The following is a 21,679-nucleotide window of genomic DNA, read 5'->3' as shown; positions in this document are numbered from 1 at the left end:
GAGTTTTAAAGGGCCTGTCACCTGCAACACATCCGATGATCGCATTCGCGCCGCAAGCTTTGCTTGCGGCGTTTTTTTATCTGCCTGAAATGCCTGGGTGAAATCGCTCGAAAGAGACGCGTGCAAGACACGCGTATCGCTGGCGAAAGCTTAGGAAACCAGATCTTTGGCGACGTTGGCGATCAACCTGCGCAGCCAGATCGCGGCGACGCTGCGATGCGTCCGGTCGTGCCAGAGTTGATAGTAGGTGAGTGCCTGCGGTTCGCCGGGAATCGGCTCGATGCGCAGCGGCAGCATCCTGGTGTAGTGCGTGGCGAGCGCACGGGTGGTGGTGAACAGCAGATTGGAACGCGCCAGTACGTAGGGTGCCATGCCGAAGTAGGGCAGCGTCGTGGTGACGGTGCGCGATAGGCCGTTGCGGGCGAGCTCGACATCCACCGTGCCCCAGGACGTGGTGTTGTAGGTCATCACGGCAAGGTGTTCCGCTTCCTCGTAGACGGGCTTGCTGAGCCGTCCCGGTTTGATCGGATGGCCGTTGCGCATCAGGCACACCAGTTCGTCCTTGCACAGCGGTTGTAAATGCAGATGCTCCGGCGGTGTGCGCCAGTTGCCGATTACCAGATCGAGAAAACCGCTTTCCAGACCGTGTTCGTAGCCACCGTCCACCATCATCAGATGCCTGAACTCGAGCTTCGCACCGGGCGCTTCGCGATGAAACGCATCGACCACGGCAGGGACGAAGAACGCATCGAGATAATCCGGCGAGCCGATGCGAAAGGTCTGGCTGGTGGTAGCCGGATTGAACGACGTGGTGGGGTGCAGAATGGCCGCGATACTGTTCAGCGCTTGCGCCGTGGGTTCGATCAGTGTGAGTGCATGCGCGGTGAGAACCATCCGGCTGCCGCTGCGCACCAGCAGCGGATCACCCGTCATGTCACGCAATTTGCGCAGCGCCACGCTGACCGTAGGCTGCGATTGCCCGAGCAGCGTTGCCGTGCGCGATACGCTCGATTCGGTTAGCAGCGTGTGCAACACCTTGAGAAGGTGTGAATCGATGATTTCCTTGGACATGAAAAGCGGGATCCTGTTTCGTGCGGATCCATGCAGTGGGGCGGTGGTTTTCTATCGAGGGATCGCGAGCAAAATATATCGGCGGATATAGCGGTCGTCAATCCGTCAAAGCCCTGTGCGAAGGCGTCGAAAGCCGATATAGCCTGAGTCATGAGGCCCGGAGTATCCCGGTAATAGCGAACTCTTTATGATGTGCGCGATGAAGCCTGTGTTAGTGGCGGGATTGGGGAATACACCAAGGAAGGCGAGCGCCGCCAGGAATGCGCGGCTGGCGCGGCGGTGTCGACCAGGAAAGCCGCTATCATAGTGACGATCATCCGGCGGATTGGACCGAATTCGCCGGCTTTGCCGGTTGCGCCGTAGGCATCAAGAAAAACGCTCACTCGCTTTCAATATTCAGGAAATTCAAAGGCCGGCGCGATGCAAGACCACTACTACGCCGACGGGCGCACGCGCGACGCCGCGCTTGCGGCGGCGCCATACGGCATGTTCATCTGCACGGCGGACGGCACGCTCGACTCGGTCAACGCGGCTTTCGAAAAGTTGACGGGTTTTACCGCCGAGGAACTGATCGGCCGGCACACCTTCGAGTCCCTGCTCGACCCGGCCGAACTCGCGAGGCGGCGCGCCGAATTGCCACCACTGTCGGCGCTAGGTTCGCGCTATGAAGGCGAATGGACCTATGTGCGGCGCAACGGCACCCCGATTCGCGTGGTGTTCGCGCTGGCGCCGCTCATTGTCGAGCCGGGGCATTCCGGTGGCATGGCCACGGGACCCGCCCGTTATGTCGGCATTACCATCGACATGACGCGTTACGCGCAATCCGAGGCGCGCCTGTGGTATGTCTCGCATCACGACGGCGTGACACGGCTGCCGAATCAGACACTCTTCACCGAACGCCTCGAACTGACAATCGCGCGCTGTCAGCGCAACAGCAACGGTTTTACCGTGCTGATCGCCGAGCTCGATCATTTGCGCAAGTTGCGCGACGCGCTCGGTTTGCATGCGGCCGAACTGGTGTTGCAGATCGTCGGCGAGCGGCTGCGCGGTCTCTTTCCCAACGACGGTACGATTGCCTCGGTCGGTGGGACACAATTCGCGCTGCTGATCAACGAAACTGGCGCGGCGGCCGATGCTTTCGCGGCGGAGGCCCTGGGCCGTATCTCCGAGTCGATCGACTACGCGGGCACCGCGTTGAACATCACGGCAAGCATTGGCATCGTCGCCTATCCCGCCGACGGTGCGGATGCGCCGACGTTGATGCGCCGCGCGGGCGTGGCGTTGTCGGCGGCATCGGCAGTGAGCGGCAATGCGGTGCGGCGCTTTTCCACCGCGCTCGAAGGGCAGGCTGCGCGCCGCTTCGAACTGGCGGGGATGCTGCGCGAAGCGCTCGAACGTCAGCAACTGCATCTCGTGTATCAACCGCAGGTGACGCTCGCCGACGGACGCATCGCGCAAGTGGAGACGCTGCTGCGCTGGAATCATCCGCAGCGTGGTTTGATCAGCCCGGTCGAATTCGTGCCGGTCGCGGAGGAGGCGGGTCTGATCGAGCAGATCGGCGAGTGGGTGATCCGTACCGCGTGCCGCGATGCCGGTAAATTGCTAAGGCTCACCGGCACGTTGCCACGGTTTGCCGTGAACGTGTCCCCGCAGCAATTCCAGCGGCAAAATCTGTTTGAGACAATTCGCGGGGCGCTCGAAGACGCCGCACTCGACCCTTCATATCTCGAAGTGGAGATCACCGAAGGCGTGCTGCTCGGCGACACCGAGCAGGCCTTGCAAACGCTGCACGCGTTGCGCGAGTTGGGCGTTGAAGTTGCGGTGGATGACTTCGGCACGGGGTATTCGAGTCTCGCCTATCTCACGCGCTTTCCGCTGAATCGCCTGAAAATCGATCGTTCGTTTGTGATGCGCATGAGTACCGATCCGCAATGCGCGGCGCTCGTCGGCGCCATTATTGCCATGGCGCACGCGTTGAAGCTGCGGGTGACGGCCGAGGGCGTGGAAACAGCCGAACAGGCCGCACAACTGGAAGCGCTGGGCTGCGACGAGGCGCAAGGATTCTGGTTTTCGCGGCCTATTACCGTTGCGGCGTTGCGCAATCTGCTGAAGCCGTTGGGCACGACGTGACACGACCTGCACGACCATGCCCAGGCCGCGCTCGAACAGGCCGGCTGTCCGGTGGCTGCCTGGCGGCTGGCTGACTGCGCTCAGCGTCAGTGTGTGCCTGACGTGCGCGGATGGGCGAAAAAGAAGCGCAGCATCTCGGCTGTCGCATCGGGGCCGGATGGGTCCGTGTACGAGCCGCGTGGGTTGCCGCCCGCCCATGCGTGGCCCGCGCCATGAATCGACCAGACCTCCGCTTCGACACCGTTCGCCGCGACCAGCCGCTGCACCGTGCAATCGCGCTGGCCGCTCGCCATGCCTGCCTTAGGCGGCGGCGTGCTGACTGTCGAGACGCCGGCATCGAAGCCCGCCACGAGCGCCGTCGCGTTCGAAGGATGCACTGTCGTATCCGCATCGCCATGAAACACGATGAGCGGGCGCTGCGGTTCGCCGGGCGTGCGGTTGCGATGAGCCTTGCCGCCCTTCATCGCGGCGAGCGCCGAGGGCAAATCCTTCGCACTTCCGTAGGCGAGGCCGGAGTGTATGCAGGCCGCCGCATACAGATCCGGCGAGGTCTTCAGCATGACGTCCGCCATTGCGCCGCCTGCGGACAGACCTGCCACGTACACGCGCGCCGGATCGACGCGATAGCGCGCGATCACCTCACGCGTGATACCCGCGATCAATGACGGCTCGCCCTGGTCGCGCTGCTGATCGTCCGGCTTGAACCAGTTCCAGCACGACGAATGATTGGCCGCCTGCGACTGATTCGGATACACCACGATGAAGCCGTGACGCTCGGCCATTTCATTCATGCGCGTGCCGGCCGCGAAGTCGTCGGCGTTTTGCGTGCAACCGTGCAGCATCACGATGAGCGGCAACGGCTGGTTGTTGTAGACGGCCGGTACGTAGAGCTTGTACTGGCGTTGGCCGGCGCTGTTGCTGAACGTGTGGGTGCTGAAGGTGCCGGGCGTGTCGGCATCGAAAACGCGCTCGGCAGGGGCGTGTGGCGCCGTGTGTGACTGCGTCTGGTTTTGTGCCTGCTGCCACGCTTGCGCCCATTCGTTGACGCTCTGCGGCATGTGCGGGGTTTGCGCGTGGCCGGCTTCGGCCGTGCCTTTCGCGAGCGCGCGCTGAACCGCGGCGGTCGCTTCCTTCGGCCCCTTCGTGCGGAGCAGATCGAAGGCTTCTTTCATCGACTTCAGGAAATCTTCATTCATTTTCATGATCGTAGGCGACTGCGTTGACTTGCTTTGAGCGTGGCCGGGTCAGGCGACGCGCTTCATGGTTTCGGCATGGGTTTAATCACAGGGACCCCGTCAATGGACGCTCGGACGCACCTATCTGATACGGCCGGCGAGCGCCGCCTTGACTGCGGGCGATGCGTGAAATGCGCCGAGCACCACCACCGATGCGATCGTGGCTGCCGCCAGTTCCGGCGCTACATCGGCGGCGATGCTGGCGAGGCCGAGCACATGAATGTCCAGCCGTTCGTTTGCGGCTCGGGCGGCTTCGAGGTCTTGCTTCGAGAAGTGTTGCAAGCCGAGCACCAGCGCGCGCCGGGTCACCGTTTCCGTGACGACCTGTGCGTGTACGGCGAGCTGGTTGCGGATCGCCGTGCGGATCAGGTCGGTACGGTTCGTGTAGAAACCCTCTTCGACGAGCAGATCGATCTGGCCCAGGTCGACCGGGCCGAGGTTGATGGTGATTTTTTCGGTCTCGCCGCCTTTGGGACGGGAGGTGTCGATGAGTTTGAGGTCGGCCATTTTTTGTTCGTTTGGCATCCGATAGCCATCCAATTAACATCCAATGGGATGGTTATACGCGCCTTGTCCTGATAGCGTCAACGGGGAAATTGAGGGCCGAATAGGCGGTGCAAGTCACGCAGGAGCGATGATTGAGTCGATCAGCTCTGCGCCCTCTTCGATATCCTCATCTCCAATAGAGCGTTACTCATGCCTTTCCCGATTCTCCGCGTTAACGAAAAAACCGACCATCGCGGGTCGGTCTTCTCTTGCCGGGTTTTCGATTGCCCGTTCGTGCTGCTAGCGGGCTTCCTCCTGGAAGCAACGTCGTGAGCGCCTTGACGTATAGGACTCGAAGCCGTTCACATCAGCACAATATCGTACTGCTCCTGGCTCAAATTCGACTCCACCTGCAACGACACCGGCTTGCCGATGAAATCGATCAGCATCGCCAGATGCTGTGACTCTTCCTCAAGAAACAGGTCGATCACCTGCTGCGACGCCACCACGCGGAACTCGCGCGGATTGAACTGCCGTGACTCGCGCAAAATCTCGCGCAGCACGTCATAGCACACCGTACGCGGCGTCTTGACCTGCCCCTTGCCCTGACATACCGGGCAGGGCTCGCACAACACATGTGCCAGCGACTCGCGCGTACGCTTGCGCGTCATCTCCACGAGCCCAAGCTGCGAGAAACCATTCACGGTCACGCGCGTGCGATCGCGCGACAGCGCCTTCTTCAATTCGCCGAGCACTTGATCGCGATGTTCGACATTCTCCATATCGATGAAATCGATAATGATCACGCCGCCCAGATTGCGCAGCCGCAATTGCCGCGCGATCGTGTGCGCGGCTTCGAGATTGGTCTTGAAGATCGTATCGTCGAAGTTGCGCGCGCCGACGTAGCCGCCGGTGTTCACGTCGATCGTGGTCATCGCTTCGGTCTGGTCGATCACCAGATACCCGCCCGACTTCAGATCCACCCGGCGTGACAATGCGCGCTGGATTTCCGCCTCGATGTTGTACAGATCGAAGAGCGGCCGCTCGCCGGTGTAGTGATGCAGCTTGGACGACACGGCCGGCGTGAACTCCGCCGCGAAATCCGCGAGCATCTGATAGGTCTCGCGCGAGTCCACCTGAATGCGCGAGGTCTCGTCGTTCACGAAATCGCGCAGCACGCGTTGCGAGAGATTCAGGTCCTGATACAGCAGGCTGGTCGGCGGCATGCGCTGACCTTGCGAGATGATCGTTGCCCACGTCTTGCGCAGATACGCGACATCCGCTGCCAACTCTTCGCTGGTCGCATCTTCAGCAATGGTGCGTACGATGTAGCCGCCTTTTTCATCGGCGGGCAGCACCGCGGTCAAACGCGCGCGCACGGCTTCGCGCTCAGCCTCGCTTTCGATCTTCTGCGAGATGCCGATGTGCGGCTCCTGCGGCAGATACACGAGCGTGCGCCCGGCGATACTCACTTGCGTGGAGAGCCGCGCGCCTTTCGTGCCGATCGGATCCTTCACGACCTGCACCATCAGCGTCTGGCCTTCGAAGACGATCTTCTCGATAGGCTGATGCGGCGTTTGATGTTGCGGTTCGCCCGCAATGCGCGGATGCCAGATATCCGCTACGTGCAGGAACGCGGCGCGTTCCAGACCGATGTCGATGAAGGCGGATTGCATGCCCGGCAACACCCGGACGACTTTGCCGAGATAGACATTGCCGACGCGTCCTCGCGACAGCGTTCGTTCGACGTGAAGTTCCTGGACGGCGCCTTGCTGGACGAGCGCGACGCGCGTTTCCTGCGGCGTGACATTGATCAGGATTTCTTCATTCATAGTGTTATTTTAGAAGTCGATGCGCGCTGCCCGCAGGAGGGCAGCGGTTTCAAAAAGCGGCAAACCCATGATACCTGAATAGGACCCGTCGATATGTTCGATAAACTCGGCGGCGCGCCCCTGCACCCCATATGCGCCTGCCTTGCCGAGTGGCTCGCCGCTCGCGGCATAGCGGCGCACGGCGTCCGCTTGCAGTGCAGCAAAACGCACCTTCGATACCGATAGCGCCGCGGGCAGCAGCGTGCCTTGCGCATCGACCACCGCGACGGCCGTCAGCACTTCGTGATCGCGGCCCGCGAGGCGCGTGAGCATCGCGACGGCATCGTCGGCGTCGACGGGTTTGCCGAGAATCGCGTCGTCGATCGTGACGGTTGTGTCGGCCACGAGGATCGGCCGCTCGGCATGGCCGCCTGCCACGAGACGCGCGCGCGCGGCGTGCGCCTTGGCGATGCACACACGCTGCACGTAGTCGCGCGCGCGCTCGCCGGGTAGCTCGACTTCGAGCGCTTCGGCATCTTCATCGGGACGCGGCAGAAGCAATTCGAAACGCACGCCGAGCTGTTGCAACAGCTCCTGACGGCGCGGACTCTGGGAGGCGAGGTAGACGAACGGATGCAGCGAAGCGGCGGGCGTGGGCATGAACAGGTCTCGATGAGGCGGGTTGCGTCAATGCGCGAGAAGCGCGCGATGAGCTTATCAGGCAAGCGACGATCGACGTGCCGAAGGATACGACACCGAACACGACGGGGGGCGCGCCGATAGACAGGTCGATCAATCTGTCTGCAAGCAGGTCGACAAGCAAGCCTGCAAACGCAGCCACTAATGCGGCGATAAATGTGGCAACAAGCGTGGCAACAAGCGTGGCTACAAGCGCGGCGACAAATGTGGCCAAAAGGGCGGCCACAAGCGCGCCAATCGGCGCAGGCAACGAGACCCAAACGCGCGATCTGTTCGCGGCCTCGTTCGCTCAGGCGCGGTGATAGGGGTGATTCTGCGTGATGGTCCACGCGCGGTAAAGCTGTTCGGCGAGCAGCACGCGGACCATGGCGTGCGGCAGCGTCAGGCTGGAGACACGCAGCAGCATATCCGCGCGCGCTTTCAGGTCGGGATCGAGCCCGTCGGCGCCGCCAATCAGAAACGCCACATCGCGGCCGTCCTGCTGCCACCCGGGCAGAGCGCCGGCGAGCTGCATCGTGGTCCAATCCTTGCCGCGTTCGTCGAGCGCGACAATGCGCGCGTTCTTCGGCAACGCGGCTTCGATTTTCTGCCGCTCGGCCGCCATTACGCTTTCGGCCGGCCGCCCCGACGAACGCTGCTCGGGCTTGATCTCGCGTAACTCGATGCGCAGCTCGGGCGGCATGCGTTTCGCGTATTCGTCGAAGCCGGTGGCGATCCAGTCCGGCATCTTGTGGCCGACGGCGAGGATGTGCAGTTTCATTACGGATGAAATCGCGGATGTAATCGCAAACTAAGCGCTATATCTGGCAAAGCGCTTACTTGCGGCGTACCGGCGTCTTGCGTGCGGGCTTTTTGGCAGCCGGCGCTTCGTCCTCTTCGTCTTCGTCGTCCGGCTCGCTCGCGCTGGCGCCGCCGAACGGATTCGGCGTGGACAGCTTGATGCGCACCGGCTTGTCACCCCAGATTTCTTCGAGGTTGTAGTACTGGCGCAGCGCCGGCTGCAGGATGTGCACGATCGCGTCGCCGCAATCGACCAGCACCCATTCGCCGATGTCCTCGCCTTCGGTGCTGATGACGTCGCCGCCGTTTTCCTTGACGCTCTCGCGCACGCTCGAAGCGAGCGCCTTGGTCTGGCGGTTCGAGGTGCCGGAGGCGACGATCACGCGATCGAACAGCGCGGTCAGGTGGCTGGTGTTGAACACCTTGATGTCTTGCGCTTTGACGTCTTCGAGGGCGTCGACGATCACGCGTTGCAGTTTGCGAATATCCATGGGGTTACCGGTGGTACAGATGATGTTGAAGAATATAGTCCCACACCGCGGTGGGGACATGGCTTGCGGCCCGGGCCTGGCCTTTGTCCTGCTGTTCGCCGCCCGCGAGGGCAAGCCGTTGGGTCACCTGTTCGCGCAGATGCGCGCGAATATCGGTGGCCGAGACGTTGAACGCAAGCGTCGTATCGATCAGCAAGTGGCCGCAGGGCGTGGCTTGCAGAACGTCGGCGCGGGCACGGCGCGCGTCGATTTCCTGTGCGACCACGGGCGGAATCGACGCAAGGTCGAAACCGGGACGCGTGGCCGCGCAAATGTGAGCGAAGTCGAACAGATGACGCCAGTCGCGCCACGTGTCGAGGTGCACCAGTTGATCCGCGCCGATCAGTAGCGCAATCGACGCATCCTGACCTTCGCGTTCACGCCACAACTGCAGCGTGTTGATCGTGTAGGTCGGGCCGTCGTGTTCGATCTCGTCGGTCGCCACCCGCACGGTGACGCCCGGCAGCACTAACGCGCCGGCGGCGGCGCGGGTCATGGCCAGCCTGTGCTCAGCGGCCGACACGTCCTTTTTTTGCCACGGCTGGCCGGCCGGCAGCAGCACCAGCTCGGTCAGGTTCAGCACCTCGGCGAAACGCCGCGCGAGCGCGAGATGGCCGTCGTGGATCGGATCGAAAGTGCCGCCGAGCAGTCCGATCCGGCGAGGCAGGGCGACAGGATGAGCGTTCGGCTTCAGGTGAAGATCCTTTGTCGTGGTCGCGTGGTGTGCGGCGTGGGCTTAGCGCCTCACACCCACTCGCGCGGCACGAGAAAATCGCTGTAAAGACGCGCTTCCGGCGTGCCCGGTTCGGGCTGCCAGTTGTAGCGCCAGTTCACTACAGGCGGCATCGACATCAGAATCGATTCGGTGCGTCCGCCGCTTTGCAGCCCAAACAGTGTGCCACGGTCGAAGACCAGATTGAACTCGACGTAGCGGCCGCGCCGGTATGCCTGGAAGTCCCGCTCGGCTTCGCCATACGGAATGTTGCGGCGCTTTTCGATGATCGGCAGATACGCTTTGAGGAATCCCTCGCCGACACTCTTCACCATCGCGAACGATTGGTCGAAGCCCGCCGCCGAGAAATCGTCGAAGAAAATCCCGCCGATACCACGCGCTTCGTTGCGATGCTTGAGGAAGAAATACTCGTCGCACCAGCGCTTGAAACTCGGGTAGAGGTCCGCGCCATAAGGCTGCAGCGCATCGCGGCACACCTGGTGGAAATGCCGCGCGTCATCCTCGTAGCCGTAGTACGGCGTCAGATCCATGCCGCCGCCGAACCAGAACACCGGCTCTTCGCCGGCTTTGGTGGCGATCAGCAGACGCACGTTCATATGCACGGTCGGGCAGTGCGGATTGTGCGGGTGCAGCACGAGCGAGACGCCCATGGCTTCGAAACCACGTCCGGCCAGTTGCGGGCGCGCGGCGCTCGCCGAACCCGGCAATGCATCGCCGGCGACGTCCGAAAAGCCGATGCCGGCCCGCTCGAAGAAGTTGCCGCCTTCCAGAATCCGCGTGCAGCCGCCGCCGCGCAGTTTTTCGCCGGGGGCGCGCTGCCATGCGTCAGTCGCGAACGGCTGGCCGTCGAACGCGCCGAGCGTGTCCGCGATATGCGTTTGCAGGCCTTGCAGCCAGCTGCGCACGGCCTGTGCGTCGAAGCTCGAATCGGTCATGAATGCAGGTGCTGAGGGCGGCACGCTTGTCGCGCCGCGGGTTCTTCGGGAAGGGCGAGGGCCGGGCCTTTGTCAGGATAGTCCTGCGAAGGCGCGGCGCCAGGGTCATTCCGGTCATGCGGGCCGGCTGAAATGCCGGTCAACCGGCGCGCGCCCATATGGTGCGGTGGGCGCCGCAACGGCCGCGAAAACCCGCAGTGTAGCGCCGTTGGCGCCACACGCGGGCGAGTGGGGCGGGCTTAGTGCTTGCCGTCAGTCTTGACGTCGTGCTTGCGGTTCAATGCGCGGTAGCCAATGTCGCGGCGATATTGCATGCCGTCGAACGAGATCTGGTTGATGGTCTCATACGCGACCGATTGCGCGCTGCGCACCGAATCCGCCAGACCGACCACGCACAACACGCGGCCGCCCGAGGTGGTTAGCTTGCCGTCCGCCAGTGTGGTGCCGGCATGGAACGTTACCGAATCATCGGTCTCAGCCGGGATGTCGCTAATCCGGTCGCCTTTGCGCGGCGTGTCCGGATAGTTGTGCGCGGCGAGCACGACGCCCAGCGCGGTGCGGCGGTCCCACTCCAGTTCGATCGTGTTGAGCGTGCCGGCGATGGCCTGTTCGACGACCTTCGAAAAGTCGCCTTTCAGGCGCGCCATGATCGGCTGCGTTTCCGGGTCGCCCATCCGGCAGTTGAATTCGAGCGTCTTCGGATTGCCTTGCGCGTCGATCATCAGGCCGGCGTACAGAAAGCCGGTGAAGCGGATGCCTTCTTTCTCCATGCCACGCACGGTCGGCTGGATGATTTCGCGCATCACGCGGGCATGCAGTTGGGGCGTGACGATCGGGGCGGGCGAATAAGCACCCATGCCGCCGGTGTTCGGACCCTGGTCGGCGTCGAGCAGGCGCTTGTGGTCCTGGCTCGAGGCGAGCGCCAGCACGTGCTTGCCGTCCACCATCACGATGAAGCTGGCTTCCTCGCCGGCGAGGAATTCCTCGATCACGACGCGTGCGCCGGCGTCGCCCAGCTTGTTGTCCGACAGCATCATGTCGACCGCGGCGTGTGCTTCTTCCAGCGTTTGCGCCACCACGACGCCCTTGCCGGCGGCGAGGCCGTCGGCCTTGATCACGATTGGCGCGCCCTTGGCGTCCAGATACGCATGCGCGGCAGCGACGTCAGCGAAGGTTTCGTATTCGGCGGTCGGGATCGCGTGGCGCTTCATGAACGCCTTGGCAAAATCTTTCGAGCTTTCGAGCTGCGCGGCTTCCTTGCTCGGCCCGAAAATCTTCAGACCGCGCGAGCGGAACAGATTGACGATGCCCGCGGCGAGCGGCCCTTCGGGTCCGACCAGCGTGAAGGCGATCTGTTCTTTCTCGACGAAATCGGCGAGCTCGGCCGGATCGGTGATGTCGATGTTGCGCAGACGCTCGTCCTGGGCGGTGCCGCCGTTGCCAGGAGCAACGTAGACGAGCTGGACCCGTGGCGATTGCGCGAGCTTCCATGCGAGCGCATGTTCGCGACCGCCGGAACCGACGACGAGTAACTTCATGTGAATCCCCGAGACTTAAAAACCATAAACGGCTGACGCAGCACGCTCAGCCGTGAAATAACAGCAAGGTTTGCAATGGGCCCGCAGCCGGACAGTGGCGCAGGGCACATGGCGAACCTGGGTTGATGCGGTGTGGAAGAGCCCAAACAACGCTCGACCAACGCGCGTTCAGCCGCAACGCGAGGGCCAACTGGCGGCGTGGGCGGGTGGTTCGATGCCGACCGATCCACGCGCCAGACGCCGCCGGGGCACGCTCACTCGTCGGCGATCGCGGCGTTTGTATAGACTTCCTGCACGTCGTCCAGATTTTCCAGCGCGTCGAGCAGCTTCTGCATTTTCACCGCGTCGTCGCCCGTGAATTCGACTTCCGTCTGAGGTTTCATCGTTACCTCGGCCACTTCGGCCTTGAAGCCCGCAGCTTCAAGCGCGGCCTTCACCTTCGGGAAATCGTTCGGCGGGCACAGCACTTCGATACTGCCGTCTTCGTTCGTGAGGACGTCGTCGGCGCCGGCTTCGAGCGCGGCTTCCATCAGCTTGTCTTCCGGCGTGCCGGGGGCAAACAGGAACTGGCCGACGTGATCGAACATGAACGACACCGAGCCGTCCGTGCCCATGTTGCCGCCGTTCTTCGAGAACGCGTGACGCACGTCCGCCACCGTACGGGTGCGGTTGTCGGTCATGGTGTCCACGATCACCGCCGCGCCGCCGATGCCGTAGCCTTCGTAGCGGATTTCTTCGTAGTTTGCGCCGTCGACACCGCCCACACCGCGTTGGATCGCACGGTTGACGTTATCTTTCGGCATGTTGGCGTCGTACGCCTTTTCGACGGCGAGCCGCAGGCGCGGGTTCGAGTCGATGTCGCCGCCGCCCATGCGGGCCGCCACCTGAATTTCCTTGATGAGCCGCGTCCAGACCTTGCCGCGCTTGGCGTCGGCCGCTGCTTTCTTATGCTTGATGTTGGCCCATTTCGAATGACCCGCCATACCTTTCTCCGTCGCGCGCGCCATTGGGGCGCACGCATAGTGCAATTGTCGTTGCGATGTCGGGCGCGTACGCGTGTGATTGCGACCTTGCGCCTCGATGTCAAACCGCTCGGCGCCGGACCGCCCGGTGTCAGGCCTTCATCAGCTTGATCGCGCCCCGCGAGGCCAAGCTAGCGAAGCCGGAAGCCGGCAGCGCGGTTGGAGACGGGGCAGTGCGGTCAGCGGGGGCTCAGCGGCGCCGCATTGGCGCCACATTTGGCACCGAATTTAGCGCCGCATTTGACACACCAAGCGTGCCGGTTCCGGCAGATCCCGCGTAAAGGCGCGATGCACCGGGTGGCAGTGCAAGTCGAGCCGCTCTTTGAGCGGATTCGAATTTTATCACGGCGTGAGGGCGGGGCAGAGGGGGGCATAGCGGGAAACCGCGCGAAAACAGCGCGGAAATCGAACGGCGGCGGCGTTTTTGCGCCCGCCGCCGCTGGTTTTCTCGGCCTGCTGTCAGTTTTTCGTGCCGAACAGGCGGTCACCGGCGTCGCCGAGACCCGGCACGATGTAAGCGTGCTCGTTCAGGTGCGAATCGAGCGACGCAACGTACAGTTTGACGTCCGGATGGGCGTCCTGGAACACCTGCACGCCTTCCGGGGCCGCCACCAGCGCGAGGAACAGGATGTTCTCGCCGGCCACGTTGCGGCGCTTGAGCACGTCCACCGCATGGACGGCGGAATAACCGGTCGCGACCATCGGGTCGCACAGAATGAACACACGGTCTTCCAGATCCGGCAGGCGCACCAGGTATTCGACCGGGCGATGATCCTCGGCACGATACACGCCGATGTGGCCCACGCGCGCCGACGGCACCAGCTCCAGCAGGCCGTCCGACATGCCGATGCCGGCGCGCAGCACCGGCACGATCGCCAGTTTCTTGCCGGCGATCACCGGCGCGTCGATGTCGACCAGCGGCGTGGTGATGCGGCGCGTGGTCATCGGCAGGTTACGGGTGATCTCGTAGCCCATCAGCAGCGTGATCTCGCGCAGCAGTTCGCGGAACGTGCGGGTGGAGGTGTCCCGGTCGCGCATATGCGACAGCTTGTGCTGGATCAGCGGGTGATCGAGGATGAAAAGATTGGGAAAACGGCTGTCCTGAGTCATGGCGGGGGCGCAAGCGGCGGCTAGAGGGATCGGTTTGGTGCGCCGCCCGCTCTGAAATCGGCCGGCGGACGCACCACGGCGCAAGTTTACCGAAAGAGTGGCGCCGGAAGATACCGGAGATTGCATGGGTCCGGCACAGTCCGGCACCGATTCTTCTAGAATCGGGGGAAACTTTGCAACGGTTGGGCAACTGCGGGGCAACCGCGGGGCCGCCCGCGCCACGATTACGCCACAAGGATACGCACATGGACATGGGAATCGCAGGACGCACCGCGCTGGTTTGCGCGGCCAGCAAGGGACTGGGGCGCGGCTGCGCGGAAGCGCTGGCAGCCGAAGGGGTCAACCTGACAATCGTCGCGCGCACCGTGGAGACGCTGGAGGCGACCGCCGCCGAGATCCGCAAGCAGAGCGGGGTGGAAGTGAAGACGGTGGCGTGCGACATCACCACGCCCGAAGGCCGTGCCGCGGCGCTCGCCGCCTGTCCGCAGCCGGACATTCTGGTCAACAACGCCGGCGGGCCGCCGCCTGGCGATTTTCGCAATTTCACGCAAGAAGACTGGATTCGCGCGCTGGAGAGCAACATGCTCACGCCGATCGAGCTGATCCGCGCGACCATCGACGGGATGAGCGAGCGCGGCTACGGGCGCATCGTCAACATCACGAGTTCGGCGGTCAAGGCGCCGATCGACGTGCTCGGCCTGTCCAACGGTGCGCGCTCGGGGCTGACCGGCTTCGTGGCGGGGCTTGCGCGTAGCAAGGTGGCCGGTGCGGGCGTGACGATCAACAACCTGCTGCCGGGGCTGTTCGACACCGACCGCATCGCCACCACCTTCACGGCGCAAGCCAAGGCGCATCACATTTCCGTCGACGAAGCGCGCCAGCAGCGCATGAAGACGATCCCCGCCGGCCGCTTCGGCACGCGCGACGAATTCGGCCGCGCCTGTGCTTTCCTGTGCAGCGTGCATGCCGGCTACATCACCGGCCAGAACTGGCTGATCGATGGCGGTGCTTACCCCGGTACGTTCTGAGCGGGCACGCTTTGAAGCGCCGGCATCGCCACCACTACAACAACGACAATCACAACGGTTTCAGGAGTCTTACGTCATGACCACCCGCATTGCGCTGATCGCACACGATCACAAGAAGGACGACATCGTCAAACTGGCCGGCGAATACGTCGATACGCTCAGGCGTTGCGACATCATCGCAACCGGCACCACCGGCACACGTATCGGCGACGCGCATGGCCTCACGGTCGAGCGCATGTTGTCCGGCCCGCACGGCGGCGATCTGCAGATCGGCGCGCAACTCGCGGAAGGGCGGGTGGACATGGTGATTTTTCTGCGCGACCCGATGACGCCGCAGCCGCACGAACCGGATATCAATGCGCTGGTGCGGGCCTGCGATGTTCACAACATTCCGTGCGCCACCAATATTTCGACCGCACGCATGATTCTCGACGTGCTCACTTTGCGCCTCACGCAGCAGGTCTGAGCGCACGCATGCTGTGCGGCCGATCGGCATCACAAACCAAGGAGACATGATGGTCAAAGCAATCCGATTCGATAAAACCGGCGGCCCTGAAGTGATGAAATGGGTGGACGTCGAAGTGGGCGAGCCGGGTGCGGGCGAGATTCGCATCAGGCAGACCGCGGTGGGCCTGAACTATATCGACGTGTATTTCCGCACGGGTTTGTATCCGTTGCCCTTACCGGGTGGCCTCGGGATGGAAGCGGCGGGCGAGATCACCGCGGTCGGTGCTGGCGTGAGCGGTCTCAAGGCGGGGGACCGCGTGGCATACGTGGCGCGTCCTCCTGGCGCCTACACCCAGGAGCGCGTGCTGCCGGCGGCGCAAGTCGTCAAGGTGCCGGACGCGGTGAGCGACGAGCAGGCGGCCTCCGTCATGTTGCAAGGCTTGACCGCGCAGTATCTGCTGCGCCGTACCTATCCGGTGAAGGCCGGCGACACGATTCTGATCCAGGCCGCGGCCGGCGGCGTCGGCCTGCTGGCTTGCCAATGGGCGAAAGCATTAGGCGCGACGGTGATCGGCACGGTCGGCTCCGATGAGAAAGCCGAGATCGCCAGGGCGCATGGCTGCGATCACGCCATCGTCTACACGCGCGAAAACTTTACGAAGCGCGTGCGCGAGATCACCAATGGCGCGGGTGTGCCGGTGGTGTACGACTCGATCGGTAAAGACACGTTTACGGGTTCGCTCGACTGCCTCGCACCACTCGGCATGTTCGTGAGCTTCGGCAATGCATCGGGACCGTTGCCGCCGATCGACTCATCGGAATTCGCCGGACGCGGTTCGCTGTTCTTTACGCGCCCCACGCTTTTTACCTATATCGCCAAACGCAGCGACTACGAAGCGATGTCCGCCGAATTGTTCGACGTGCTGGTATCGGGCAAGGTGAAGGCGAGCATCAACCAGCGCTACGCGTTGGCGGACGTGGGCAAGGCGCACGCCGATCTGGAAGGCCGCCGCACCACGGGTTCGACGATTCTGCTGCCGTAAACGCAAGCCCCCTGGGCGCGGCGCGAAGCACCGCACGGGTGTAAAAACCACAGCGCCACGACGCGCCCGCCGGTTGGCAAACCGGTCGGCGCGCCCTGCCGCAAACCCGCACCCCATCGGCACAAGGCCGTTCCATCTCACGATGGAACGGCCTTTTCCGTTTACGCGATTTTTACACCCTGTCTCAGATCTTTGACCAACCCTTTACGCGCTTCGGCATAACGTTCCACCTATCCAAAGTCCGTGTATGGAGAACAAAAATGGATGTGCTGTATGTCGGGGGGCTGGTGCTGTTTTCCGCGCTGACCTTTGCATTGATTGCCGGCTGCGAGAAGTTGATGCAGTTCCGGCGCGGCCAGGGAGCCCGCTCATGAACTGGATTCTCTGGTTGTCGGGCGCGGCTACCGCGCTGCTGTTTGCGTACCTGGTCTATGCGCTGTTGCGCGCGGAGGACATTGAATGAACTCGAACAATGTCCTGCAAGCGGGCCTTTTCATCGTCGTGCTGCTGGCAGCCGCGGTGCCGATGTCCCGCTATCTGAGCAACGTGATGGATGGCAGCTCGCGCGTGGTGCGCCTTGGCGGCCCGCTCGAACGTTTGCTGTATCGCATCGCGGGCGTCGATCCGTCGGCGGAAATGAGCTGGAAGCACTATGCGATCGCCACGATCGCGTTCAACGTGCTCGGCGTGCTGTTCCTTTACGTGCTGCTGCGCGTGCAAGGCTGGCTGCCTGGCAATCCGCAGCAGTTCGGCCCGATGACGGTGGATGGCGCCTTCAATACGGCGGTCAGCTTCGTGTCGAACACGAACTGGCAAGACTACACGCCTGAGCAAACCGTCAGCTATCTGACGCAGATGCTCGGCCTGACCGTGCAGAACTTCCTGTCGGCGGCGACCGGCATCGTGGTGGTGATCGCGCTGATTCGCGGTTTCGCGCGTCACACGACGCAAACCATCGGCAACTTCTGGGTCGACATCACGCGCGTGACGCTCTACGTATTGCTGCCGATGGCGGCAATCGTCGCCGCGCTTCTGATGAGCCAGGGCGTGGTGCAGAACTTCAAGGCCTATCAGGACGTGCCGACGCTGCAAACCACCACGTACGCCGCACCGAAGCTCGATGCACAAGGCAACCCGGTGAAGGACGCGAAGGGCAACCCGGTCACGGTCGATACGCCGGTGAAGACGCAAACCATCGCGATGGGCCCGGTTGCTTCGCAAGAATCGATCAAGATGCTCGGCACCAACGGTGGCGGCTTCTTTAACGGCAACTCGGCGCATCCGTATGAAAACCCGACGCCGTTCTCGAACTTCCTGCAGATCTTCTCGATCCTGATCATTCCGGCTGCATTGGCGCTGGTGTTCGGACGCATGATCGCGGACCGCAAACAGGGCGTCGCCGTTCTCGCCGCGATGACGATTGCATTTGCTGCATGCGTGGTCGGCGAAATCAGCGCGGAGCAAGGCGGCAATCCGGCCTTCGCTGCGTTGAATGTCGATCAGTCGGCCAATGCGCTGCAGTCGGGCGGTAATGCGGAAGGCAAGGAAACGCGCTTCGGTATCGCCCAGTCGGGCATCTTCACGGTAGCGACCACGGCGGCTTCCTGCGGCGCGGTAGCGAATACGCACGACTCGCTGACGCCGATCGGCGGTCTCTATCCGATGCTGCTGATGCAACTCGGCGAAGTGATCTTCGGCGGTGTGGGCTCCGGTATGTACGGCATGCTCGTGTTCGCCCTGCTGGCCGTGTTCGTGGCAGGCCTGATGATCGGCCGCACGCCTGAGTACGTCGGCAAGAAGATCGAAGCGTATGAGATGAAGATGGTGTCGATCGTGGTGCTGCTCACGCCGCTGCTGGTGCTGGTGGGCACGTCGATCGCGGTGCTGACCGACGCGGGCAAGGCAGGTATCGCCAACCCTGGCGCGCACGGCTTCTCTGAAATCCTCTACGCGTTCAGTTCGGCCGCGAATAACAACGGCAGCGCTTTTGCCGGCCTGACAGTGAGCACGCCGTTCTACAACTGGCTCACGGCTATCGCGATGTGGTTCGGCCGCTTCGGCACGATCATCCCGGTGCTGGCGATTGCGGGTTCGCTCGCCGCCAAGAAGCGCATCGGTGTGACGGGCGGCACGCTGCCGACTCATGGCCCGCTGTTCGTCGTGCTGCTGCTCGGCACGGTGCTGCTGGTTGGCGCGCTGACTTATGTGCCCGCGCTTGCACTCGGACCTGGTGTCGAACATCTGATGATGATGGGCGCCCACTGAGGCGGCCCTTGCGACCCAACGAGTGAACACGCGCAAACGGGAAATTCGAGGATTCAATGACTGAACATAATGCAACGAGGTCCATGTTCGACCCGGCGCTGGTGCGCCCGGCGATCGTGGACTCCTTCAAGAAGCTCACGCCGCGCACGCAGTTCCGCAATCCGGTGATGTTCTGCGTGTACGTCGGCAGTATTCTCACGACCATTCTGTGGATCGCCGCGCTCGGCGGCCAGGCCGAGGCGCCCGCGGGCTTCATTCTCGCGGTCACCTTGTGGCTGTGGTTCACGGTGCTGTTCGCGAACTTCGCGGAAGCGCTCGCCGAAGGCCGTTCCAAGGCCCAGGCCGCGTCGCTGCGCAGTGCGAAGAAAGACGTGATGGCCAAGAAGCTCAACGAGCCGCATCCGAAGTCGCCGATCCGCATTCTGACGGCGTCCGATCTGCGTAAAGGCGACGTCGTGCTGGTCGAAACCGGCGACGTGATTCCGGCCGACGGTGAAGTGATCGACGGTGTCGCGTCAGTCGACGAATCGGCGATCACCGGTGAATCCGCGCCGGTGATCCGCGAGTCGGGTGGCGATTTTTCGTCGGTGACGGGTGGCACTCGCGTGCTGTCGGACTGGATTGTCGTGCGTGTCACGGCCAATCCGGGCGAAGCCTTTCTCGACCGCATGATCGCGATGGTGGAAGGCGCGAAGCGTCAAAAAACGCCGAACGAAATCGCTCTGACGATTCTGCTGGTCGCGCTGACGATCGTGATGTTGCTGGCTACCGCCACGCTGCTGCCGTTCTCGATGTTCTCGGTCGAAGCCGCGAAGGCCGGGCACGTGGTTACGATCACGGCGCTGGTCGCGCTGCTGGTGTGTCTGATTCCGACCACCATCGGCGGGCTGTTGTCGGCGATCGGTGTGGCCGGTATGAGCCGCATGATGCAGGCGAACGTGATCGCCACCTCGGGCCGCGCCGTGGAAGCGGCCGGTGACGTCGACGTGCTGTTGCTCGACAAGACCGGCACGATCACGCTCGGTAACCGCCAGGCATCGCAGTTCGTGCCGGCACCGGGCTTGACTGAAGAAGCGCTGGCCGACGCCGCGCAGCTTTCGTCGCTCGCCGACGAAACGCCGGAAGGCCGCAGCATCGTCGTGCTGGCCAAGCAGCGCTTCAATATCCGTCAACGCGATATGGCCACCCTGCACGCCGAATTCCTGGCGTTCACGGCGCAAACGCGGATGAGCGGTGTCGATCTGCCGGGCCGTGAAATCCGCAAGGGCGCGGCCGACGCAGTGAAGAACTACGTCGAAGCGAATGGCGGCCGTTTCCCGAACGAAGTCAGCACGGCAGTGGCCGAAGTGGCCCGCCGCGGCAGCACGCCGCTGGTGGTCGCCGAGAAAGGCGAACAGGGCGCACGCGTGCTCGGCGTGATCGAACTGAAGGACGTGGTGAAGGGCGGTATCAAGGAACGTTTCGCCGAACTGCGCAAGATGGGTATCAAGACCATCATGGTGACGGGCGACAACCGCCTGACGGCCGCGGCGATTGCAGCCGAAGCCGGCGTCGACGACTTCCTCGCCGAAGCCACGCCTGAGGCCAAGCTCGCCACGATCCGTTCGCACCAGGCCGAAGGCCGGCTCGTGGCGATGACCGGCGACGGCACCAACGACGCCCCGGCGCTCGCCCAGGCCGACGTCGCGGTGGCGATGAACACGGGCACGCAGGCGGCGAAGGAAGCCGGCAACATGGTCGACCTCGATTCGAATCCGACCAAGCTGATCGAGATCGTCGAGATCGGCAAGCAGATGCTGATGACGCGCGGCTCGCTCACCACGTTCTCGATCGCCAACGACGTCGCCAAGTACTTCGCGATCATCCCGGCTGCATTCGCGACCACCTATCCGGCACTGAATGCGCTGAACGTGATGCATCTGGCCACGCCGGCCTCGGCGATCATGTCGGCGGTGATTTTCAATGCGCTGATCATCGTGCTGCTGATTCCGCTGGCGCTCAAGGGCGTGAAGTACCGGGCGCTGGGCGCGGCGATCCTGCTGCGCCGCAATCTGCTGGTCTACGGTCTGGGCGGGATCATCGTGCCGTTCATCGGCATCAAGCTGATCGATATGGTGCTGGCCGCGTTCGGCTGGGTTTGAGAAGCGGCAGCTTAAAAGGAGTTACCTGTCATGAAAAATCTGTTCCGTCCGCTGATCGTGATCTTCGCGGTACTGACCGCTGTCACCGGACTCGCTTATCCCGCCGTGATGACCGCGGTCGGTCAGGCGGCCTTCAACAACCAGGCCAACGGGAGCATGCTCGAGAAGGACGGCAAGGTGGTCGGCTCGAAGCTGATCGGCCAGCAGTTCGACGCGCCGCAGTACTTCTGGGGCCGTCTGTCGGCCACCAGCCCGATGCCGTATAACGCGACCAACTCGGGCGGTTCGAATCTCGGCCCGACCAACCCGGCGCTGACCGACGAAATCAAAGGCCGTATCGACGCGTTGAAGGCGGCCGGCACGGATATGTCGAAGCCGGTGCCGGTCGATCTGGTGACGTCCTCGGGTAGCGGTCTCGATCCCGAGATCAGCCCGGCGGCCGCCGCGTATCAGATCGAACGCGTTGCCAAGGCGCGCAAGCTCGCCACCAACGATGTGCAGGCGCTGGTCGACCGTTATACGACCGGCCGCCAGTTCGGCGTGCTCGGTGAACCGCGTGTGAACGTGTTGCAGCTGAATCTGGCGCTGGACGAGATGAAACACGGCTGAGCGCCGGGCAGCGTGGTTGATGGCTGTGTTTCGAGGAGGCGGCGACCCTGCGGTGCCGCCTTCGCC

21 protein-coding genes are annotated in these 21,679 nt (G+C 63.2%); 9 read left to right on the top strand and 12 right to left on the bottom strand.

Translation table 11 applies throughout. From position 1 onward, the window contains the following. Positions 1-150: 150 nt before the first annotated feature. Positions 151-1,071 (bottom strand): LysR family transcriptional regulator, encoded by a 921-nt coding sequence (locus BCY88_RS18815; RefSeq protein WP_120345720.1) that lies wholly within the window; start codon positions 1,069-1,071, stop codon positions 151-153. Between the two features lie 420 nt (positions 1,072-1,491). Between BCY88_RS18815 and BCY88_RS18810 the strand changes: the two genes are divergently transcribed. Further along, entirely contained in the window at positions 1,492-3,201 is a 1,710-nt protein-coding gene (locus BCY88_RS18810; RefSeq protein WP_120345719.1) for a putative bifunctional diguanylate cyclase/phosphodiesterase, read from the top strand. Positions 3,202-3,287: 86 nt separating this feature from the next. Here the strand turns inward: BCY88_RS18810 and BCY88_RS18805 are convergent, their stop codons facing one another. From BCY88_RS18805 to upp, 11 genes are all read right to left on the bottom strand, one after another. Beyond that, positions 3,288-4,403 carry an extracellular catalytic domain type 1 short-chain-length polyhydroxyalkanoate depolymerase gene (locus tag BCY88_RS18805; protein WP_120345718.1) on the bottom strand — a complete coding sequence of 372 codons (1,116 nt, stop codon included), beginning with the start codon at positions 4,401-4,403 and terminating at the stop codon, positions 3,288-3,290. 114 nt (positions 4,404-4,517) lie between these two features. Then, the gene (locus BCY88_RS18800; protein ID WP_120345717.1) at positions 4,518-4,943 is read right to left on the bottom strand and encodes a CopG family transcriptional regulator; all 426 of its coding nucleotides are present in this window, start codon (positions 4,941-4,943) and stop codon (positions 4,518-4,520) included. 341 nt (positions 4,944-5,284) lie between these two features. Beyond that, positions 5,285-6,754, bottom strand: coding sequence for a ribonuclease G (gene rng, locus BCY88_RS18795; RefSeq protein WP_120345716.1), 1,470 nt, complete (start codon positions 6,752-6,754; stop codon positions 5,285-5,287). Between the two features lie 9 nt (positions 6,755-6,763). Beyond that, entirely contained in the window at positions 6,764-7,393 is a 630-nt protein-coding gene (locus BCY88_RS18790; protein WP_120345715.1) for a Maf family protein, read from the bottom strand. Between the two features lie 328 nt (positions 7,394-7,721). Continuing rightward, positions 7,722-8,192: a 23S rRNA (pseudouridine(1915)-N(3))-methyltransferase RlmH gene (gene rlmH / locus BCY88_RS18785; protein WP_063495252.1), complete on the bottom strand. Its 471-nt coding sequence runs from the start codon at positions 8,190-8,192 to the stop codon at positions 7,722-7,724. 55 nt (positions 8,193-8,247) lie between these two features. Beyond that, positions 8,248-8,703 carry a ribosome silencing factor gene (gene rsfS / locus BCY88_RS18780; protein WP_120345714.1) on the bottom strand — a complete coding sequence of 152 codons (456 nt, stop codon included), beginning with the start codon at positions 8,701-8,703 and terminating at the stop codon, positions 8,248-8,250. Positions 8,704-8,707: 4 nt separating this feature from the next. Continuing rightward, complete coding sequence (locus BCY88_RS18775; protein ID WP_120345713.1) at positions 8,708-9,436, bottom strand: nicotinate-nucleotide adenylyltransferase; 729 nt, start codon at positions 9,434-9,436, stop codon at positions 8,708-8,710. Positions 9,437-9,486: 50 nt separating this feature from the next. After that, positions 9,487-10,410: an oxygen-dependent coproporphyrinogen oxidase gene (gene hemF, locus BCY88_RS18770; RefSeq protein ID WP_120345712.1), complete on the bottom strand. Its 924-nt coding sequence runs from the start codon at positions 10,408-10,410 to the stop codon at positions 9,487-9,489. 239 nt (positions 10,411-10,649) lie between these two features. Further along, positions 10,650-11,948 (bottom strand): phosphoribosylamine--glycine ligase, encoded by a 1,299-nt coding sequence (gene purD / locus BCY88_RS18765; protein WP_120345711.1) that lies wholly within the window; start codon positions 11,946-11,948, stop codon positions 10,650-10,652. A gap of 254 nt (positions 11,949-12,202) precedes the next feature. Next, positions 12,203-12,931, bottom strand: coding sequence for a YebC/PmpR family DNA-binding transcriptional regulator (locus tag BCY88_RS18760; protein WP_115782281.1), 729 nt, complete (start codon positions 12,929-12,931; stop codon positions 12,203-12,205). 498 nt (positions 12,932-13,429) lie between these two features. Then, on the bottom strand, positions 13,430-14,080 hold the full coding sequence (gene upp, locus BCY88_RS18755) for a uracil phosphoribosyltransferase (protein ID WP_028196914.1): 651 nt from the start codon (positions 14,078-14,080) through the stop codon (positions 13,430-13,432). Between the two features lie 245 nt (positions 14,081-14,325). On the opposite strand from upp, the gene BCY88_RS18750 reads away from it, so the two are divergent. The 8 genes from BCY88_RS18750 to kdpC all read left to right on the top strand — a co-directional run bounded on the left by BCY88_RS18750 (position 14,326) and on the right by kdpC (position 21,613). Beyond that, positions 14,326-15,108, top strand: a complete 783-nt coding sequence (locus BCY88_RS18750) for an SDR family oxidoreductase (RefSeq protein ID WP_120345710.1) — start codon at positions 14,326-14,328, stop codon at positions 15,106-15,108. A gap of 76 nt (positions 15,109-15,184) precedes the next feature. Continuing rightward, positions 15,185-15,574: a methylglyoxal synthase gene (locus BCY88_RS18745; protein ID WP_115782284.1), complete on the top strand. Its 390-nt coding sequence runs from the start codon at positions 15,185-15,187 to the stop codon at positions 15,572-15,574. Positions 15,575-15,623: 49 nt separating this feature from the next. Then, positions 15,624-16,598, top strand: coding sequence for a quinone oxidoreductase family protein (locus BCY88_RS18740; protein ID WP_120345709.1), 975 nt, complete (start codon positions 15,624-15,626; stop codon positions 16,596-16,598). Positions 16,599-16,858: 260 nt separating this feature from the next. Continuing rightward, on the top strand, positions 16,859-16,972 hold the full coding sequence (locus BCY88_RS18735; RefSeq protein ID WP_120345708.1) for a potassium ABC transporter ATPase: 114 nt from the start codon (positions 16,859-16,861) through the stop codon (positions 16,970-16,972). Beyond that, positions 16,969-17,061: a K(+)-transporting ATPase subunit F gene (gene kdpF, locus BCY88_RS18730; RefSeq protein WP_007583461.1), complete on the top strand. Its 93-nt coding sequence runs from the start codon at positions 16,969-16,971 to the stop codon at positions 17,059-17,061. Before BCY88_RS18735 ends, kdpF begins: the two co-directional genes overlap by 4 nt. Then, positions 17,058-18,863 (top strand): potassium-transporting ATPase subunit KdpA, encoded by a 1,806-nt coding sequence (gene kdpA, locus BCY88_RS18725; protein WP_120345707.1) that lies wholly within the window; start codon positions 17,058-17,060, stop codon positions 18,861-18,863. Before kdpF ends, kdpA begins: the two co-directional genes overlap by 4 nt. A 56-nt stretch (positions 18,864-18,919) precedes the next feature. After that, positions 18,920-21,004, top strand: a complete 2,085-nt coding sequence (kdpB, locus tag BCY88_RS18720; protein ID WP_120345706.1) for a potassium-transporting ATPase subunit KdpB — start codon at positions 18,920-18,922, stop codon at positions 21,002-21,004. A 30-nt stretch (positions 21,005-21,034) separates the two neighbouring features. Beyond that, complete coding sequence (kdpC, locus tag BCY88_RS18715; RefSeq protein WP_120345705.1) at positions 21,035-21,613, top strand: potassium-transporting ATPase subunit KdpC; 579 nt, start codon at positions 21,035-21,037, stop codon at positions 21,611-21,613. Positions 21,614-21,679 lie beyond the last annotated feature (66 nt).

This window comes from Paraburkholderia fungorum (genome assembly GCF_003610895.1).
Classification (GTDB): domain Bacteria; phylum Pseudomonadota; class Gammaproteobacteria; order Burkholderiales; family Burkholderiaceae; genus Paraburkholderia; species Paraburkholderia fungorum_B.
This window is presented reverse-complemented; position numbering and strand designations above follow the sequence as displayed.

What these genes read in the sequence shown, in the direction of transcription:
- purD (WP_120345711.1), bottom strand. Translation starts at nt 11,948, where the DNA reads ATGAAGTTACTCGTCGTCGGTTCCGGCGGTCGCGAACATGCGCTCGCA.
- rsfS (WP_120345714.1), bottom strand. Translation starts at nt 8,703, where the DNA reads ATGGATATTCGCAAACTGCAACGCGTGATCGTCGACGCCCTCGAAGAC.
- BCY88_RS18800 (WP_120345717.1), bottom strand. Translation starts at nt 4,943, where the DNA reads ATGGCCGACCTCAAACTCATCGACACCTCCCGTCCCAAAGGCGGCGAG.
- BCY88_RS18805 (WP_120345718.1), bottom strand. Translation starts at nt 4,403, where the DNA reads ATGAAAATGAATGAAGATTTCCTGAAGTCGATGAAAGAAGCCTTCGAT.
- hemF (WP_120345712.1), bottom strand. Translation starts at nt 10,410, where the DNA reads ATGACCGATTCGAGCTTCGACGCACAGGCCGTGCGCAGCTGGCTGCAA.
- BCY88_RS18790 (WP_120345715.1), bottom strand. Translation starts at nt 7,393, where the DNA reads ATGCCCACGCCCGCCGCTTCGCTGCATCCGTTCGTCTACCTCGCCTCC.
- kdpA (WP_120345707.1), top strand. Translation starts at nt 17,058, where the DNA reads ATGAACTCGAACAATGTCCTGCAAGCGGGCCTTTTCATCGTCGTGCTG.
- BCY88_RS18735 (WP_120345708.1), top strand. Translation starts at nt 16,859, where the DNA reads ATGGATGTGCTGTATGTCGGGGGGCTGGTGCTGTTTTCCGCGCTGACC.
- kdpF (WP_007583461.1), top strand. Translation starts at nt 16,969, where the DNA reads ATGAACTGGATTCTCTGGTTGTCGGGCGCGGCTACCGCGCTGCTGTTT.
- kdpC (WP_120345705.1), top strand. Translation starts at nt 21,035, where the DNA reads ATGAAAAATCTGTTCCGTCCGCTGATCGTGATCTTCGCGGTACTGACC.
- BCY88_RS18815 (WP_120345720.1), bottom strand. Translation starts at nt 1,071, where the DNA reads ATGTCCAAGGAAATCATCGATTCACACCTTCTCAAGGTGTTGCACACG.
- BCY88_RS18760 (WP_115782281.1), bottom strand. Translation starts at nt 12,931, where the DNA reads ATGGCGGGTCATTCGAAATGGGCCAACATCAAGCATAAGAAAGCAGCG.
- rng (WP_120345716.1), bottom strand. Translation starts at nt 6,754, where the DNA reads ATGAATGAAGAAATCCTGATCAATGTCACGCCGCAGGAAACGCGCGTC.
- kdpB (WP_120345706.1), top strand. Translation starts at nt 18,920, where the DNA reads ATGACTGAACATAATGCAACGAGGTCCATGTTCGACCCGGCGCTGGTG.
- upp (WP_028196914.1), bottom strand. Translation starts at nt 14,080, where the DNA reads ATGACTCAGGACAGCCGTTTTCCCAATCTTTTCATCCTCGATCACCCG.
- BCY88_RS18810 (WP_120345719.1), top strand. Translation starts at nt 1,492, where the DNA reads ATGCAAGACCACTACTACGCCGACGGGCGCACGCGCGACGCCGCGCTT.
- BCY88_RS18740 (WP_120345709.1), top strand. Translation starts at nt 15,624, where the DNA reads ATGGTCAAAGCAATCCGATTCGATAAAACCGGCGGCCCTGAAGTGATG.
- BCY88_RS18750 (WP_120345710.1), top strand. Translation starts at nt 14,326, where the DNA reads ATGGACATGGGAATCGCAGGACGCACCGCGCTGGTTTGCGCGGCCAGC.
- rlmH (WP_063495252.1), bottom strand. Translation starts at nt 8,192, where the DNA reads ATGAAACTGCACATCCTCGCCGTCGGCCACAAGATGCCGGACTGGATC.
- BCY88_RS18745 (WP_115782284.1), top strand. Translation starts at nt 15,185, where the DNA reads ATGACCACCCGCATTGCGCTGATCGCACACGATCACAAGAAGGACGAC.